The sequence below is a fragment of the Flavobacterium fluviatile genome (genome assembly GCF_010645065.1).
In the GTDB taxonomy this organism is placed as follows: domain Bacteria; phylum Bacteroidota; class Bacteroidia; order Flavobacteriales; family Flavobacteriaceae; genus Flavobacterium; species Flavobacterium fluviatile.
Genome location: NZ_JAADZW010000017.1, coordinates 1 through 17,876, shown reverse-complemented (window position 1 = coordinate 17,876; position 17,876 = coordinate 1). Strand labels below are relative to the sequence as shown.

14 protein-coding genes are annotated in these 17,876 nt (G+C 33.1%); 12 read left to right on the top strand and 2 right to left on the bottom strand.

Annotated features, from left to right (window positions below):
• Positions 1-24: 24 nt before the first annotated feature.
• On the bottom strand, positions 25-2,430 hold the full coding sequence (locus GXM17_RS15480) for a TonB-dependent receptor (protein ID WP_163400232.1): 2,406 nt from the start codon (positions 2,428-2,430) through the stop codon (positions 25-27).
• 285 nt (positions 2,431-2,715) lie between these two features.
• On the opposite strand from GXM17_RS15480, the gene argS reads away from it, so the two are divergent.
• Both argS and GXM17_RS15470 read left to right on the top strand, forming a co-directional pair.
• The gene (gene argS / locus GXM17_RS15475) at positions 2,716-4,494 is read left to right on the top strand and encodes an arginine--tRNA ligase (protein ID WP_163400231.1); all 1,779 of its coding nucleotides are present in this window, start codon (positions 2,716-2,718) and stop codon (positions 4,492-4,494) included.
• Positions 4,495-4,791: 297 nt separating this feature from the next.
• The gene (locus GXM17_RS15470) at positions 4,792-5,508 is read left to right on the top strand and encodes a hypothetical protein (RefSeq protein WP_163400230.1); all 717 of its coding nucleotides are present in this window, start codon (positions 4,792-4,794) and stop codon (positions 5,506-5,508) included.
• Positions 5,509-5,571: 63 nt separating this feature from the next.
• On the opposite strand, the gene GXM17_RS15465 is transcribed toward GXM17_RS15470, so the two are convergent.
• Positions 5,572-6,474: a DUF6607 family protein gene (locus GXM17_RS15465; RefSeq protein ID WP_163400229.1), complete on the bottom strand. Its 903-nt coding sequence runs from the start codon at positions 6,472-6,474 to the stop codon at positions 5,572-5,574.
• Positions 6,475-6,581: 107 nt separating this feature from the next.
• On the opposite strand from GXM17_RS15465, the gene GXM17_RS15460 reads away from it, so the two are divergent.
• The 10 genes from GXM17_RS15460 (at position 6,582) to GXM17_RS15415 (ending at position 17,779) form a co-directional block, all read left to right on the top strand.
• On the top strand, positions 6,582-8,648 hold the full coding sequence (locus GXM17_RS15460) for a TonB-dependent receptor plug domain-containing protein (protein ID WP_163400228.1): 2,067 nt from the start codon (positions 6,582-6,584) through the stop codon (positions 8,646-8,648).
• Between the two features lie 27 nt (positions 8,649-8,675).
• Complete coding sequence (locus GXM17_RS15455) at positions 8,676-9,272, top strand: HmuY family protein (RefSeq protein WP_163400227.1); 597 nt, start codon at positions 8,676-8,678, stop codon at positions 9,270-9,272.
• Positions 9,273-9,498: 226 nt separating this feature from the next.
• Positions 9,499-10,851, top strand: coding sequence for a signal recognition particle protein (gene ffh, locus GXM17_RS15450; RefSeq protein ID WP_163400226.1), 1,353 nt, complete (start codon positions 9,499-9,501; stop codon positions 10,849-10,851).
• 136 nt (positions 10,852-10,987) lie between these two features.
• Complete coding sequence (locus GXM17_RS15445) at positions 10,988-11,875, top strand: bifunctional 5,10-methylenetetrahydrofolate dehydrogenase/5,10-methenyltetrahydrofolate cyclohydrolase (RefSeq protein WP_163400225.1); 888 nt, start codon at positions 10,988-10,990, stop codon at positions 11,873-11,875.
• A gap of 319 nt (positions 11,876-12,194) precedes the next feature.
• On the top strand, positions 12,195-12,809 hold the full coding sequence (locus GXM17_RS15440; protein ID WP_163400224.1) for a hypothetical protein: 615 nt from the start codon (positions 12,195-12,197) through the stop codon (positions 12,807-12,809).
• Between the two features lie 4 nt (positions 12,810-12,813).
• Positions 12,814-13,104 carry a winged helix-turn-helix domain-containing protein gene (locus GXM17_RS15435; RefSeq protein WP_163400223.1) on the top strand — a complete coding sequence of 97 codons (291 nt, stop codon included), beginning with the start codon at positions 12,814-12,816 and terminating at the stop codon, positions 13,102-13,104.
• Positions 13,105-13,184: 80 nt separating this feature from the next.
• A complete protein-coding gene (locus tag GXM17_RS15430; protein ID WP_163400222.1) occupies positions 13,185-14,573 on the top strand; it encodes a DUF4153 domain-containing protein in 1,389 nt (462 codons plus the stop codon).
• A gap of 241 nt (positions 14,574-14,814) precedes the next feature.
• Positions 14,815-15,291: a hypothetical protein gene (locus tag GXM17_RS15425; protein WP_163400221.1), complete on the top strand. Its 477-nt coding sequence runs from the start codon at positions 14,815-14,817 to the stop codon at positions 15,289-15,291.
• A 180-nt stretch (positions 15,292-15,471) separates the two neighbouring features.
• Positions 15,472-17,040, top strand: a complete 1,569-nt coding sequence (locus GXM17_RS15420; protein ID WP_244307414.1) for a tetratricopeptide repeat-containing sensor histidine kinase — start codon at positions 15,472-15,474, stop codon at positions 17,038-17,040.
• Positions 17,033-17,779, top strand: coding sequence for a LytR/AlgR family response regulator transcription factor (locus GXM17_RS15415; protein WP_163400219.1), 747 nt, complete (start codon positions 17,033-17,035; stop codon positions 17,777-17,779). The genes GXM17_RS15420 and GXM17_RS15415 overlap by 8 nt, the downstream gene beginning before the upstream one ends.
• Positions 17,780-17,876: the final 97 nt, after the last annotated feature.

Here is a 17,876-nt window from a genome sequence, read left to right as displayed (position 1 = left end):
AAATATTCAAAAATTAAAAATGGACTAAAACATTCCGCCCCCGCCTTTATTAGTGTTATCTTCTCTTTGTTTACGCTGTAGGTTTTTAATTTTTGCACCTCCAAAATTGTAGGTTAGTCCTAAATAAACGGTTTGACTTTCCCACGTAAATTGTCCTGATTGCGGATAAGGATATTGGGTGTCAAAAGCATATTTCATAGTATTGAAAACATCATTAAAACGTAAGCTCAGGTTCATTTTATTGTCTAATAAAGTGTAGCGTGAACCTATATCTATTTTGTACATTTCATGGCTGTCATTTTGTATTCCTTCAACTGCTCCTCTGTAAAAACCGAACAATAAAAAGCTTAATCGTTTGTTTGCCTTAAAGTTTGAATTCATACGTCCATTAAATGCCGCAACAGTAACTGTTCTCTCTTCTGGTTTGCTACTATTTTCTACAGGATCATATTTAGATACAACTCCTTTTTGGTTAATACTTGAAAAATCAACAGAAGGCTGAATATCCCACCATTTTGTGATTTTATAATTGAAAGAAACTTCAAATCCGTATGAAGTATTGTGATCATAGTTGGTAAAAGTCATAATTTGCTTATTCGGATCGGATTCATCTGATTCTAAGACTCTGCCAATCGGGTCATGGATACTTCTAAAAAATACTCCTGTAGTAAAACTTCCTTTTTCTAATGTTTTAGTATAATTTAATTCAACAGAATTGGTGAACTGAGGTCTTAATTCAGGATTTCCAAAAGAAGTAACCAATGGAGTAGAAAACTCACGAATAGGTTTTGTCTGCTCTAAACTCGGACGATCTACACGACGGCTGTAGCTTAGTTGTAAAGTGTTTTTCTCGTTTAAATTATAAGTTAGATATGCTGATGGATATAAGGTAATATAATCATCGTCAAATTTTTCCAAGCCATCATTTAGGTTAGCAGCGACCTTGTAACTCTCGAAACGAAGTCCTGCCTGATAACTGAATTTATTGAATTTCTGTCCAAAAGTTACATAAGCTGAATAGATATCAATATCATAAGTATAGTTAGAAACCGGTAATTCAGCAAACGGATTACTTGTGTTATAATTGTTTTCTGTTCTGGTGATTCTGGCTTCAGCACCTGCTTCAAGTGTGGTTTTTTCGTTTAACGGATTTACATAATCAACATTCAAAGTGCTTAATTTTCTTTCGTCTTTTATAAAATCATTATAAACAATGTTGCTGGATGTATTATCTGTTTTTGTAGTTTCAGTATCAAAACTGGCATTTTGAGTTTCTTCAGTGTCACTATAATTTCCTTCAAAATCTAAAGTATGACCTTCTTTTTTAAAGATGTGTTTGTAAGCTAAATTGTAGGTTCCGGTTTCGTTTGGTCCCTGATATCTTGCTTTCTGAAAGATATTGCCGATTCCTTCTGCTGAATTAATATAATCAATATCAGTATCTATCAATCCAAGACCTGTGGCTTTGTTTTGAGTAGTGTAAAAAGACAAAGTATTGTGGTCATCTATCAAATAATCCATTCCGATTTTGTAGAGATACGAATCATTTTCATTAGAAATTTTCAAATCCTGAACAATAGTATTATCCGTTTTTGTGATATAACCATCATTAAAATAAGTTCCAAAATTAGTTCCTCCGTTTCCAAAGAAATTCACTTTGCCGGTTTTGTAATTCAGGTCTAAAGACTGATTGTATTTGGCCGTTTCGCCAAAGGTAATTCCACCGCTATAAGTTCCGTTGAATCCTGTATTAGCATTTTTATGCAACACAATATTGATGATTCCCGACATTCCTTCCGGGTTGTATTTGGCACTTGGATTGGTAATCAGTTCAATTTTTTTGATCGAAGTTGACGGAATCTGTTTCAGCAATTGTGCCGGATCAAGATTTGTTGGCCTTCCGTCAATTAACACGCGTACATTGTCGTTTCCGCGAAGCGAAAGCTTTCCGTCCTGATCTACATTTACAGACGGAATATTATTCATGATATCAGATGCAGATGCTCCGGCGGTTGTCAGGTCTTTTCCAACGTTAATTACTTTTCGGTCAATTTTCTGCTCAATAGTAGAACGTTCAGCCACAATATTTACTCCTTTTAGCTGTGTAGCTTCTTCTTCAAGAGATACATTAACCGTAGCCGATTTTTTATTGTCGCTCAAAAGTACAGATCCAATGTATTTTCTAAATCCTATATACTGAATTTCGATTGTGTAGCTTTTAAGGGCAAGGTTTTTAATTGTAAAATCTCCGTTGTCGTCTGTGTTTATTCCGGAAACGACTTTTCCGTTGTCTTTAATAGAAACTGTAGCATAAGAAATGGGAGCCTTATTTGATTTTTCAATAATTTTCCCCGAAACAGTTCCCGTGTTCTGGGCCTGAGTTGTTGCAATTACGCCCAGTAATGCGAACAAAAAGAATTTTAATTTCATAACTTGTTAATTGATTGTTTTGATTTGATTGATGATGCTTGTATTAAAATTTGATAATAAGACCTTTATATTAACGATTTGTTACAGAAATTTTATAAGAAAAAATCAAAACACTCTTTGATGTCTTGTTTTATAATTGATTAGCCTTTTTATTTTTGATATTTTTAACAATTGAGGCAAGATTGTTTTTAAGAATTTCTAACTGTTTTCCGGTATTTAATATGTTTTTCATTTTCTCTAATTGGTGAATAAGCAGTATATTTGCTCACTTTAAAATAAGTTTACATGTCATTATCACAAATTCTTACACCTTCTATACAAAAAGCTATTCAGGCATTATTTGATGTTACTGTTGATAAAATCGAATTTCAGGCTACGCGAAAAGAGTTTGAAGGCGATATTACCATGGTACTTTTTCCTTTATTGAAAGTGATTAAAAGCAATCCTGCCGAATTAGGAAATAAAATTGGAGATTTTCTCGTTGAAAATGTGGCTGAAGTCGCAAGATTCAATGTTGTTTCTGGCTTTCTTAATATCGTCATTGCAGATAGTTATTACCTGAATTTCTTTAATGAAATAAGAGCTAATAATAAATTTGGATATGTAAAACCAAATCCGGGAGATAAGGCTGTAATGGTGGAGTATTCCTCCCCAAATACCAATAAACCTTTACACTTAGGGCATGTTCGTAATAACTTATTGGGTTATTCTGTTGCTGAAATTTTGAAGGCTTCCGGTAAAAAAGTATACAAAACCCAAATCATCAACGACCGTGGAATCCATATCTGCAAATCGATGCTTGCCTGGGAGAAATTTGGAAATGGTGAAACTCCGGAAAGTTCTGGTTTAAAAGGAGACAAATTAGTTGGTAAATATTATGTTGAGTTTGATAAAGCTTATAAAGGTGAAATTAATACACTAATAGAAGCAGGTAAGACAGAAGAAGAGGCAAAAAAGCAAGCGCCAATAATTATTGAAGCGCAGGATATGCTAAAAAAATGGGAAGCAGGAGATGAAAAAGTAATTGCACTCTGGGAAAAAATGAACCAATGGGTTTATGACGGTTTTGCTACAACATACACCAATCTTGGAGTCGATTTTGATAAATATTACTACGAAAGCAATACCTATTTATTAGGAAAAGATGTGGTTCAGGTAGGACTTGACAAAGGGGTTTTTGAAAAAGATCCTGATGGTTCAGTCTGGATTGATCTGACGGATGAAGGTCTGGATCGTAAAATTGTTTTGCGTTCTGACGGAACTGCAGTTTACATGACACAGGATATCGGGACTGCAATCCAGCGTGTAAAAGACATGCCGGATGTTGGCGGAATGGTTTACACTGTTGGTAACGAGCAGGATTATCATTTTAAAGTATTATTCTTAATTCTGAAAAAGTTAGGTTTCGACTGGGCTTCAAACTTATATCATTTATCATACGGGATGGTTGATTTGCCCTCCGGAAAAATGAAAAGCCGTGAAGGAACAGTGGTAGATGCTGATGATTTGATGTATGATATGACGGCAACAGCCAAACAAATTTCTGAAGATTTAGGTAAATTAGACAGCTATTCAGTTGAAGAAAAAGCCAGATTATACAAGACAATCGGACTTGGGGCTTTGAAATATTACATTCTAAAGGTAGATCCAAAAAAACGTATTTTGTTCAATCCAGAAGAATCTGTTGATTTTGCAGGTAATACAGGTCCGTTTATTCAATATACATATGCAAGGATTCAATCTATCATTCGTAAAGCTGACTTTGATTTTTCTGAAAAATCGGCAATTGAACAAATGCATGAAAAAGAAAAAGAACTGGTAAAACAAATCCAGCTTTTTCCTGAAATAATTCAAAATGCCGCTCAAAACCATAGCCCGGCTTTGATTGCCAATTATACGTATGATTTGGTAAAAGAATATAACTCATTCTACCAATCGGTTCACATTTTGGGTGAAGCTGATATGACTAAAAAAATCTTCAGGGTGCAGCTTTCACAAAAAGTCGCTGAGGTTATAAAATCAGCATTTTCATTATTAGGAATTGAGGTTCCGGAAAGGATGTAAAGTTTATAAAATTAAATTTCAAAGAGCCAAATAGGTGTAAAAAGCTATTTGGCTCTTTTTTTTGGAATTTTCAGGTACTAAATGATGTAATTAATGTAAAAATATTTGATGATTTATGATTGAAATTTCTTCTAAAAAATATTTTTTTTTATTTGTATATATGCTTTTTATATTTATGTTTACAGTAGGAAAATATGGTTTAAATTTTTCTTAGTGTTACTGTTCTGAAGTAAATAATTGACGATATCGAGTAAGCTGAAAATCGTAAGAGTAAGCAATAATTTTAAAACCAAAAAAATGATTAAAAAACAAACTTTTAAATTGCTTACACTTTTATTTGTGTTTGGTACAATTTCAATTAAAGCGCAAGACTTAGTTGCGCCTTCTTATGGTTTTTCACATAGTGAAACAGCCTATATTACTTTAGCGGATGGTACTGAAATAAATGGAACAATTAAAGATATCGACAGAGATGAGGGATTGATCGAATTTATAAAATTACAAGACGGAACCGGAAAAAAACATAAACTAAAACCTGAAGATATTAAATTCATGTACCTGCCACCAAGCGGTCTTGACAATTTAGGAAAGAAATTAAATTTTGCTTCTGATTTCAAAAAATGGAATGATGAAAAATTAAACGAGACACACTTAAATGCCGGTTATGCTTATTTTGAAACTACAGATGTAAAGATTAAAAAGAAAAACACTAAATTACTTATGCAGCTTCTTAATCCTTCGTTTAGTAAGGAATTTAGAATTTATTGCGATCCTTACGCCAAAAAAACAGCTTCATTAGGAGTAGGAGGTATGAAACTTGTTGGAGGTGATATTAAATCTTTTTATGTAGCAAAAAAGAATGAGCCTGCATTTTTACTAAAGAAAAAAGATTACAAAAAAGAATTTTTGCCTTTGTGGAAAAGCTGCGAGAAATTGATTGCAGAGTCTTCTGCAGATCCAAAATGGACAGATTTAACGAAACATGCAATTACTTATTCTGAGTGTGCACAATAAATAAATTCGAAAAAAGCCGGTAACTTTAAAAATTACCGGCTCTTTAACAACTAACACAACTATTTATTTTACAAACTTTTCGATTATCGCATCAGTTTCTGCTTTTGTCGCATTTGGTTTCAAATCAAACAAAAGTGAGTATAATGCTTTTTTATTGACTTTAGCTTCTAAGTTTAAGTCTTTGTTCCTTTCAAAAAGGGTTTGCCATTTGTCACGAACATTTTTCCAAAGAGTATTATTTTCCTTCCACCATTTTTGACCGGCAATACATTTACTATCCGGAACTTTAGTGTAAACGTCCATTCCTTTTTCTTCAGCTAACAAAACATCTTTTCCGTTTTCATCCCTGATCAGTTTTTGGTTATCCTGTTCGTGATTCCAGCCTGTTGAAGTGATTTCGTGAATGTTTCTTCTTTTTAAGACATTATAGTCATTACGCTTTGTCTGCTCTCTTCTTGGCAGCGGGGCGTCAGTTACGTTTGCCCAGTAATCCTGACCATCAACGTGAACCCATGTTGCAGTTCCTTCGTATCTTGGACTGTCATCTACCTGATATACTTTTTGAGTCCATTGTCCTTTAACCGCTTTTTTATCGAGTTTTTTGTACTTCCATGACGTGTTTTTGTCAAACAAATATAAATCGGTGTTTTCATAGAGCCAGTCCTGCCTCCAGTGTTTAATAATCATATCATCGCTTACAATCAATAAATGCTGCATTGAGATTTTATTTGGAGTGTCTTCTATTAATTCTACCCATTCCAGAGCCGACTCGTGTTTTGTCTGTGAAGGTTTGTAAGAGGCTGAATCCTTCGCATACTGAAAAGTTTCTGCAAAATTAAATTTCACTTCATAGCAGCCGCACATTGATTTAATAGATTTAATATCCTGCTGTTTTTTATCCTGGCTAAAACCAAGACTGCAGGCTAAAGCCATTACGGCTGATAAATAGAGGCTTTTTGTAATCATAACTTATATTTATTTGTTTTAAAATTTTTTGGCAAATATATAAACTTTATTTAGAATAAATAAAAATAATTATATATTTGCAGCATTATTAAGACTGAATAAAAATAATGAAAATTAGAATTACTCTTTTTGTGCTGTTTGTTTTTTGTCAAATTTCGTTTGCTCAGAAAGTGCAAAAAGATAGTGTTGAAACAAATGAATTATCCGAAGTTAAGGTTACCACTGCAACCCGAACAGAAAGGGTACTTTCGTCATTGCCATTACCGATGACAATTATCACATCCGAAGCAATTATAAAATCAGGTGTTACCAGATTAAATGAAATTCTAAGTGAACAAACAGGAATTATTTTGATTCCTGACGAAAGTGGTTTCGAAGGAATTCAAATGCAGGGACTTGATGCTGCCTACACTATGATTTTAATTGATGGTGTACCACTTGTGGGAAGAAGTTCGGGCGTTTTGGATTTGTCCCGGGTTTCTGTTGGAAATATAGAAAGAATCGAAATTGTAAAAGGGGCTTCGTCTGCCTTATATGGGTCTGAAGCGATGGGAGGAGTAATCAATGTAATTACAAAAAAACCTGGTAAAGATATGTTTTCTGGAAGCCTTTCATACAGGTATGCTACATTTAACACTAATGATGCCAATGCAAACCTTCTTTGGAAAAAGAAGAAATTCTCTGCTAATCTGTTTGCTAATTTTTATGCTACAGATGGTTACGATTTAGACAAAAACACACCTCTAAAAAATGTAGAACCATTTTACAATTTTACCCTTCAGCCTAAAATATACTATGACTTCTCAGAGCATTTGAAATTAATAGTGAGCAACCGTTTTTATGATATGAAAATGGATAATAAAGCTGTAATAGAGTCTGAAAATTACGAAGGTGATGCGACAGAAAAGGAGTGGAACTCACAAGTTAAATTAGAGCATAAATGGAATGATAAGTTCTATTCTGAATACGAATTATATGCTACAAATTATAAAAATGATTCCTTTTTGAATGACCAGAATAATGTTCGTTACGAGGATGCCTATTACAATCAGTGGCTTTTTCGTCCCGAAATCAGAACAACCCTTTCTCTTAAAAACGATAAAATTACAGGAGGAATTGGGTTGAATTATGAGACTTTAGACAGAACTTATTTTGATAAGAATGTAAAGTTTAATTCCCAATATGTTTTTTTACAATATGATTGGAATCCAACAGAAAAATGGAATGTTCTTGCCGGATTTAGGTATGATAATCATAGCGAATACGCCTCGCAGTTTAGTCCTAAACTGGCTGTCAATTATAAAATCAATAATAATTTTTCTTTAAAATCGTCTGTCGGATATGGTTACAAAGCACCGGATTTCCGTCAGCTGTTTTTCGATTTTACAAATCCGTCAGTGGGCTATACGGTTTTAGGATATAATGTTGCCGAAGCACGTTTGAATCAATTAGAAGAGGAAGGTCAGCTTTTATCAAGAGTGGCAGGAGTTAATTTTGACAAACCACTGGAGGCAGAAAGCTCGATTAACGTCAATTTTGGAACTTTTTACAAAAAGAATAAACTCAGAATGGATATTAATGCCTTCTATAATTCAATTAGTAATTTGATTGATACCCAAATTGTAGCCACAAAAACGAACAGCCAGAATATTTTTAGTTATTCCAATTTCAATAAAATATTTACTTACGGTATTGAATACAATTCGATGTATAGTTTTACTAAAGAATTCTCGTTATCATTAGGATACCAATATTTAATTGCTAAAAATAAGGATGTTGTTGACAATTTTGAAGACTATCAATATATCCGCAATTCAGAATTACAAACGGTTGAGATAAGTAAATCAGATTATTTCGGATTATACAACAGATCCAAACATACAGCGAATATAAAGTTTGCTTACACTATTCCGAAAATCAAAACCGATATCAATCTCCGTGTTTTCTACCGTAGCAAATATGGACTTTATGATACCAACGGAAATCAGATTCTTGACAAATATGACACATTTGTAAAGGGTTATGCATTAACAAATTTATCAGTTTCAAAATATATAGTTGATAAAATAATGCTTCAGGCCGGAGCGAATAATTTATTTGACTACACAGACCCGGGACAGATTCCTAATCTCGCCGGAAGACAGCTTTTTGCACGAATCCAATATAATTTTTAATCAATATTTATTTAAACACTTTTTACCATGAAAACAAAATTCTTAAAACTTTCACTTTTAGCATTATTTATTTTTACCGCATCTTGCAGCAGTGATGATAATAACGATAACACGGTTCCGGCAGTTGAAACTAAAAAAGTTTCTGATCTTAATGCGTCAGCAGGTTATACGAAATTCAGTTTTTCGGAAAATAAAGTCGTTACCAATGATAATTGGGACATAGCTTTCAATACTACAACTATTATCGTAAATGGAGGAGTTAAAATGACTGATGCTGAGCCAAACAGAACAGGATCTGGTGCAGCCAGTATTGTTTCGGGAACATTCTCCAGCGTAACTTTATATCCTGCGGCTTCTGCTTTTGCTCAGGATGCGGCTACCGTTTATGCAATTCCTAAAGGGAGTGGAAAAGGTTGGTATAATTATGATATGAACTCACATATTGTTTCTCCTATTGCAGGAAAAGTTTTTGTTATAAAAACTCACGATGGTAAATATGCAAAATTAGAAATTTTGAGCTACTATAAAGGAGCTCCTGCAACTCCAGATCCATTAAAGGCGGAAGATACTGGTTTTTATACTTTCAATTTTGCTTATCAGGCAAATAGTACAACAACATTCTAAGAGATTACAATATTTAACTTTTCAATTAGTTAATAACTTAGTTTTTTTTATTTTTTTTTTGATAGAGGTTAGAGTTTTTTCTAACCTCTTTTTTATGAAGTATTAATTGATTTTCAGAAATACGATAAGCAGAAATTACAGATTAAAACTTTAAACCTTTGCGCCTCTGAATCTTTGAAACTTTCTAACTTTGTTCTATATTTGCAACTTCAAAAAAAACAAAATTATGTTTGATAATTTAAGTGATAAGTTAGATAAAGCGTTCCATATATTAAAAGGACACGGTAAAATTACAGAAGTAAACGTTGCCGATACCTTAAAAGAAGTTCGTCGTGCATTACTTGACGCCGATGTTAACTTTAAAATTGCTAAAGATTTTACTGCAAGGGTAAAAGAAAAAGCAATCGGTCAGGATGTATTGACTACACTTCAGCCAGGTCAGTTATTAGTTAAACTTGTTAAAGATGAGTTGACTGAATTAATGGGAGGCGATGTTGCCGGCGTAAATCTTTCAGGAAATCCGACAGTGATTTTGATGTCAGGATTGCAGGGTTCCGGTAAAACAACTTTCTCCGGAAAATTAGCTAATTTCTTAAAAACTAAGAAAAATAAAAAACCTCTTCTTGTAGCGTGTGATATCTACCGTCCTGCGGCGATTAACCAGCTTCATGTTGTGGGAGATCAGATAGGTGTTGAGGTGTACTCAGAGCCGGAAAATAAAAATCCTGTAGAAATTGCTCAAAACGCAATCAAACATGCCAAAGCAAACGGTTTAAACGTTGTTATCGTCGATACAGCTGGTCGTTTGGCAGTAGATCAGGAAATGATGGATGAAATTGCACGTGTACACAAAGCAATACAGCCTCAGGAAACCTTGTTTGTTGTCGATTCTATGACAGGACAGGATGCTGTAAACACCGCAAAAGCTTTCAACGATATCTTAAACTTTGATGGGGTTATCTTAACGAAATTAGATGGTGATACACGTGGTGGAGCAGCCCTTTCGATTAAATCTGTTGTAAACAAACCAATCAAATTTGTGGGTACAGGAGAGAAAATGGAAGCAATCGACATTTTCTACCCGGATCGTATGGCTGAGCGTATCTTAGGGATGGGAGACGTTGTGTCTCTTGTTGAAAGAGCTCAGGAGCAATTTGACGAAGAAGAAGCCAGAAAACTTCAAAAGAAAATCGCTAAAAATGAATTCGGTTTTGATGATTTCTTAACGCAGATTCAGCAGGTGAAAAAAATGGGTAACATGAAAGACCTGGTCGGAATGATACCAGGTGCTTCAAAAGCCATGAAAGATGTTGAGATCGAAGATGATGCTTTCAAACATATTGAGGCAATCATTTATTCAATGACACCTGGAGAAAGAAGCAAGCCGGCTATCATCGATGTAAAAAGAAAAGCCAGAATTGCAAAAGGTTCGGGAACTAAAGTTGAGCAGGTAAATCAGCTGATGAAGCAGTTTGACCAAATGAGCAAAATGATGAAAATGATGCAGGGGCCAGGCGGAAAAAACCTAATGAAAATGATGGGAGGTATGAAAGGTATGCCGGGCGGAATGCCAAGATAAAATAAAATTTGTTTAAGGTTTAAAGTTTCAGGTTATTTGAAGTTTTAGACCTTAAATTTTATAATAAGATTGATTAATAAAAAAGAGTTTCTGCATTTAGAAACTTGAAACTTTAAACTTAAAACCTTTTAAGAAAATGCAAATACTAGACGGTAAAAAAACATCTGAAGACATTAAAAACGAAATCGCAGCCGAAGTTCAATCCATAAAAGCAGCAGGAGGAAAAGTACCTCATTTAGCAGCAGTATTAGTTGGAAATAACGGAGCAAGTTTAACTTACGTGGGAAGTAAAGTAAAATCCTGTGAGCAAATTGGTTTTGATTCCACTTTAGTTGCTTTGCCTGAAGATATTACCGAAGCAGATTTATTAGCAAAAATTAAAGAACTAAATGAAGATGACAATCTGGACGGCTATATTGTTCAGTTGCCATTACCAAAACATATTGATGAGCAAAAAATTCTTTTGGCAATCGATCCGGATAAAGATGTAGATGGATTCCATCCAACAAACTTCGGAAGAATGGCGCTTGAAATGGAAAGTTTTATTCCTGCAACACCATTCGGAATTATGGAATTGTTAGAGCGTTACAAAGTGGAAACTTCAGGAAAACATACAGTTGTTATTGGAAGAAGCCACATCGTTGGTCGCCCAATGAGTATATTAATGAGCCGTAAAGGAAATCCTGGAGATTCGACAGTTACCTTAACACATAGCCGCACTAAAGACTTAGCAGAGTTTACTAAAAATGCTGATATCATTATTACAGCTTTAGGGGTTCCGGAATTCTTAAAAGCAGATATGGTAAAAGAAGGAGTAACCGTTATCGACGTTGGAATTACCCGTGTGGATGATACTTCAAACGCAAAAGGATATATTATCAAAGGTGATGTTGATTTTGACGGAGTTAGCAAAAAAGCATCATTCATAACTCCTGTTCCCGGAGGAGTAGGACCAATGACCATTGCAATGTTATTAAAAAATACGCTTTTAGCACGCAAAATGAGAAGCGCAAAAAACAAATAATTTTATTTTAAATATAGATCAAAGCCTGTTCGTAAGAAGAGGCTTTTTTCGTTTTATATAATTTGGGCGTGACCTTATTTACAAAAAGGCGCTCCAATCTTTACACTTATAAGCGCCTTTCTTTAAATAAGGTCGGGCTATCCGCGCTACTTCGGTAGCCAGCTCCTATCCCTCACGCAACTCGTGTTTATTAAGAATACACTTTCTACGAGGTTTTCAAAGCCCCGTAGAATAAATTTTCACATCAGTAAAATAAAACTCAATTTTTATTTGCCAATTCAAAATAAATAATAACTTTGTAATGCAAAGTACTTTAATTATGAATCAGAAGCACCAGGAAGATTTAGCACATATTCGTTCTATGATGGAACGCTCTTCAAGATTTATATCCTTAAGCGGACTCTCTGGAGTTTTTGCGGGATTGTCTGCCCTTATCGGCGGATTGTACGTTTATCAGTTATTTAAGGCCAATGGTCTTGACTATTTTGATGGGTATCATAAATTGTATTCAGTTAATTTGGTATCTGAGTTAATTTGGATTGCGCTTATTATTTTGGTGGCTGCACTTACGTTTGGAATTTTTTTCACCATCAGAAAAAGTAGAAAATATCATTTGCCAATCTGGACATCTGCCACAAAAAAGATGCTGTTAAATTTGGCAATTCCTCTTGTGGCTGGCGGTATATTTTGTCTGGCGCTTTTATACCATGAAATATATGTTTTAATTGCCCCGGCAACTCTAATTTTTTACGGTTTAGCACTTGTCAATGCTGAAAAATATACATTTTCTGATGTGAAGTATTTGGGATACTGTGAATTGGTTTTAGGATTTATTTCTATGTTTTATTTAGGATATGGTTTGATTTTTTGGATAATTGGATTTGGTATTTTACATATCTTGTACGGATTAATAATGTTCAGAAAATACAAATAACCCGATGGGAATTATTGATAAATTAAATAAGGATTTCGAAAGCCGTGTCAGATTAGGTATAATGTCTATTCTGATCGTAAACGAGTGGATTGATTTCACCGAAATGAAAACACTTTTGAATATCACAGATGGTAATTTAGCAAGTCATTCCTCTGCTCTTGAAAAAGCACAGTATATTGAAGTGAAAAAAGAATTCGTAGGTAAAAAACCCAGAACATCTTATAAAGTTACCGATCTTGGGCGTGCTGCTTTTAAGGAGCACCTTAATTATCTCGAAAAATTAATGAAATTCTAATAACTAAAATTTTTTATTCAAAAACTTTGAAATACAAAGTACTTTTAATTTTAAAAACAGTAAATAATAATTTTAAAATCATGAAAACACACCAATTTATTCTGGCCAGCAGTTTGATTTTTACATTGCTTTTTTACAATGAGACAGTGGGTATTAATCTGGCTCTGTTTGGGTTACTATTAACTACTGCAATCTGTTATTTTTTTCAGGACAAATTTACAGACAGAACCCATTTAATATTAGTAGTTACTTCTATATTGTCTTGTCTGGCATTTGCCTGGTACGGAGATTTTGCTTCTTTTTTGGCCTTGGCATTGTCGATTACCTTTTTACAATTTAAAACCCATGAAAGAGAACTCAAAGTAATTCAGGTGATACCGTTGATCTTCATAAACGGATTTGCATCTATAGGCCGTATTTTTATGTTTAATCAATGGCTTCCCGAAAAGAAAATTCATAACAATTTTGCAAAAAAGCTGATAGCTTTTGTTGTTATTCCAGCTGTTTTTCTGGGATTGTTTTTTATTGTCTATTCTTTTGGGAGCGATCATTTTTCTTCTTTCTTTACAGATTATACTTTAGATATTGATCTTTGGCAGTTAATCGTCATTTCTGTTTTAGGATTTTATATTTGTTTTAGCTTTTGGAATTACTGGGTTCCTGAAGTGTGTTATGAAAAAAAGCACCTATTGGATAATGATTTTAGTAATACAGCTAAAATGGAAAACCAAAACACATTTTCTTTCCTTGATGTAGATTTTGAAAGAAAGAGCGGTGAAATTACACTGGTACTTTTAAACCTGATGCTATTGGTGTTCATTGGAACCTATAATTACGAACAGTTTTTTGAGGTGGTCGAAAAAACAAATTTAAGTTCTGATACACACGAACGCGTAAATGCTGTAATCTTCTCCATCATTATGGCTGTGGGAGTAATTCTGTTTTACTTCAAAGGAAGATTCAATTTTGATGAAAAAGCAAACCGCCTAAAAAGACTTGCCAAAATCTGGATTGCATTAAACTGTGCTTTGATTATAAGTGCTTTTACTAAAAATACAGAATACATTGCTTTTTTTGGCTTAACCTACAAAAGACTGGGAGTGTATTTGTTTTTAGCTTTAGCGATTATTGGATTAATCCTTTCTTTTCAAAAAATTATCAGGCAAAAAACAAACGCTTATCTTTTTAACCACATGATTTGGTACTTGTACGGAACGATCTTGATTTCCAGTTATTTTAATTGGGGCAACCTGATTACTACTTATAATATTTCTGTTAATAAAGGGGTTGAACCTATTTTTTTAAGTGATTTGAATTTTAACGATGAAGCACGTAATGATTATTTTTTGCAAAATAAAATTGAGCATAGAAATATTGATTTACACAGAGAAAGCAATATCCGCAGCTATCAGGAAAAATCATTTTTGTCGAAAACTTTGTATTATGAGTTTTTAAAAATTGATAAATAAAGCAACAATAAATTCTGTTTCTAAAGAGTAGGATTTGTTTTATGAATTATGCTTAGATGTTGATAATGTGAGATTTATTTAACGTTAAAGAGCGAATAATACCGTTTAATAACACGTTTTTCAAAACTTATTAAGAAATACTTTGTTATATTTGACAACTGAAATTTGTAATTATTTTCATCATTAAATTTTAATAGTTGCAAAGAAGTAAATTATTAATCTAACACCTAAAAATGATACCATGGAAAAAACCACCCTTTATTCACCAACTTCAAAAATTTACCCACCAGGCAAATGCATTAAAAAAGCAACTAAAAATAAACTAACGCAGAAACCTGTAAGCTTTCCAGAAAACAATACACAAATTCCTTTTTCACCTATAGTTCAGGCTACTTTTACAGATTCTGAAACACTTCAGGTCAGAGCTGTTTTTTTGGTGTCAACCAATACAGAACTAAATAATGATAAATTAGATTTTATGATTTATCAAAATTGGTATGTAGATCTCGATGGAAAGCGTCAGTTGCAATTTTTTATAACGTATGATATTGAGGATACTATAAGTACAGACTTTGATGTTTATGAAATAAGTTTTAAAGCTGAACAAGATCCTTATGGAGAAGATGCATTTAAAAATGTTAACATAATTCAGACTTTCCTTTGGGATATTGATCCGGAGACTTCAAGAGGAACTGAGACGGTTGTTACTACAATATAATGTATGTTTAAAAAAAAAATAGGCGTAAATTTTTTGACTTTTTTATTTTTAATTTGTTTTTCTTCTATTCTTTGTTCTCAGAGTTCTAAAGAGGATCTGTTAAAAACTCAAATTAAAAATAAAACAATTAAGTTTAAAGAAGAAATTTATTTTGATAAGGCTCAGAATTTCTTTTTTGAAATGGAGTGGGACTCAACTTTAGTCTATTCTATGAAGCAGCTTAGTAAAAGAAATGTTGTTGAATTAAAAGATTATTGCCATTATTTTAGGGGTGTTAGTTTTTTAAGAAAAAAGCTTTTTAAAGAGGCAAAAAATGAATTGGGATTTATTTCTAAAAATTTTGCATTTTATTATAATGTTATCTTTTATTTTGGAGAAATAGCTTTACAAAAAAATGAGTTTGAGTTAGCTTTGAAATACTTTAATTTTATTAAGGATGCAAATGAAAAACAGTATTTTTTTAAAAGAAATGCTGTTTTACAAGACATTGGATTATGCTATTTACATCTTAAAAAATTTCATAAAGCAGAAGAATATTTATTTAAAAATTCTAAATTAAATGAAATTGAGAAAGATACATTAGCTCTTATTGAATCTTATTTGTCCTTAGCTAATTTATATTATATACAATACAAAGATAATCAAGCCATTCCTTATTTTGAAAAAGCCTATCATTTATCCAAAAGAGTAAAATCCTTTGATTTAAAAAGAGCAGCAGCCAAAAATATGGCAGCAGTAGAAGAAAACAGAAAAAACTTCCCCTTAGCCTTAACTTACAGAAAAGAATACGAAGCCTGGAAAGATTCCTTAAACGATCAAAACAAAGTCTGGGCGATTGCAGATCTGGAAAAGAAATTTGCAATCAAGCAAAAGCAAAAAGAAGTTAACGTTCTCGCTGCAGAGAATAAAGCAAAAATAGCCGAAAGAAATGGGTTTCTCATTTCTTCGGTTTTATTGTTTGTACTGTTAGGTACAGGAGTTTATTTTTACAGGCAGAAAATAAGGAACAATAAAATCATCTTAGCGCAGAAAAACGAACTCGATGAGCTTAATGCTACAAAAGACAAGTTGTTTTCCATTGTAAGTCATGATTTGCGTTCTTCCGTAAACGCATTAAAAACGAGTAATGGTAAATTAATCCAGAATCTGGAAAGTAAAAACTATGCAGAATTAGATGTTTTGCTGCATAAAAACAGTTCAATTGCCAGCGGGGCTTACAATTTATTAGACAATCTGCTTAATTGGGCTTTGCTGCAAACACAACAGGGTTACTTTTATCGGGAATCATTGCATTTGATTAGAATTGTAGAGCATGTAGAGTACAATTACAAGCCTTTGATGCTAAACAAAAATATTGATTTTAAAAGCAGTGTTTCGGCTTCAGATTATGTGTTTGCAGATATGGATTCACTCAAAATCATTATTCGGAATTTTTTAGACAATGCGATTAAATTCTCTAAAGAAAACGGAAAGATTTCTATTTACAGTCGTCCTGCATCAGAAGATTTTTGTTATCTGGTCATCGAAGACACCGGATTAGGAATGAACGAAGCAACAAGAAAAGAATTATTAAAAGAAACCGTTTTGCTTTCTAAAAAGCAAAACGATGATATTGTAGGTACCGGATTAGGAATGCAGCTGTGCAAAAGCCTGATTCGGAAAAACGAAGGAAAACTCGATATAGAGAGTGAAGAGAATGTAGGAACCAGAATTATCATAGCATTACCAAAGTTTAAAAATCATGGATAGTATTAATGTACTCATTGTCGAAGATACACCGGAAGAAAGCGATGCACTTATAAAAGTACTTTCAGAAAACAATTACAACATTGCCGGAATTGCCCGGACCTATCAGGAAGCATTAACGCTGTTTTATGAAAAAGAAATTGACATCGTGGTTATCGATGTTTTTTTAGACGGAAAAGCGGACGGAATTACATTTGCAGAAACCATAAATATTGTTCCTAATAGTGTAAAGCCATTTGTTTTTTTAACCAGTTCAAAAGACCGCCAGGTTTTTGAAAGGGCAAAATTAACGAAGCCTTTCAGTTTTTTATTAAAGCCATTCAACGAACTGGAAATTTTGTACGCACTCGAAATGGCTGTCGAAAAATTTTACGGACAGACGAATGCTTTTCACAGCGAAGACCAAAATGCAGTAGTCAGTAACGACTCGCTGTTTATCAAAAAAAACAAATCCCTTAAAAAAGTACAAATAAAGGACATTGTGTATATAGAAGTTGAAGACCGCTATTGCAACATCATAACCGAAACGGAAAAATTTGTCATTTTAATTTCTCTTACTAAAATTATTCAGCTGCTGGATCCTGCAAAATTTTTTCAGACGCATCGGAATTATATTGTAAACGCAAGTAAAATAGAAGAAATAATTGTAAACGATAATTTGATTGTCTTAAAAGGAAAGCACAAAGTTACCTTAAGTGATAAATACAAAGACTTTGTAAAGCACTTTAGAATATTGAAATAAATTATTACTTTAAAAAAAAAGACACTATCCCAAAAAGTGTGTAAGTTGAAAAGTTTAGGCTTCGGTTTTTATAATCGGAGCCTTTTTTCAAATATAA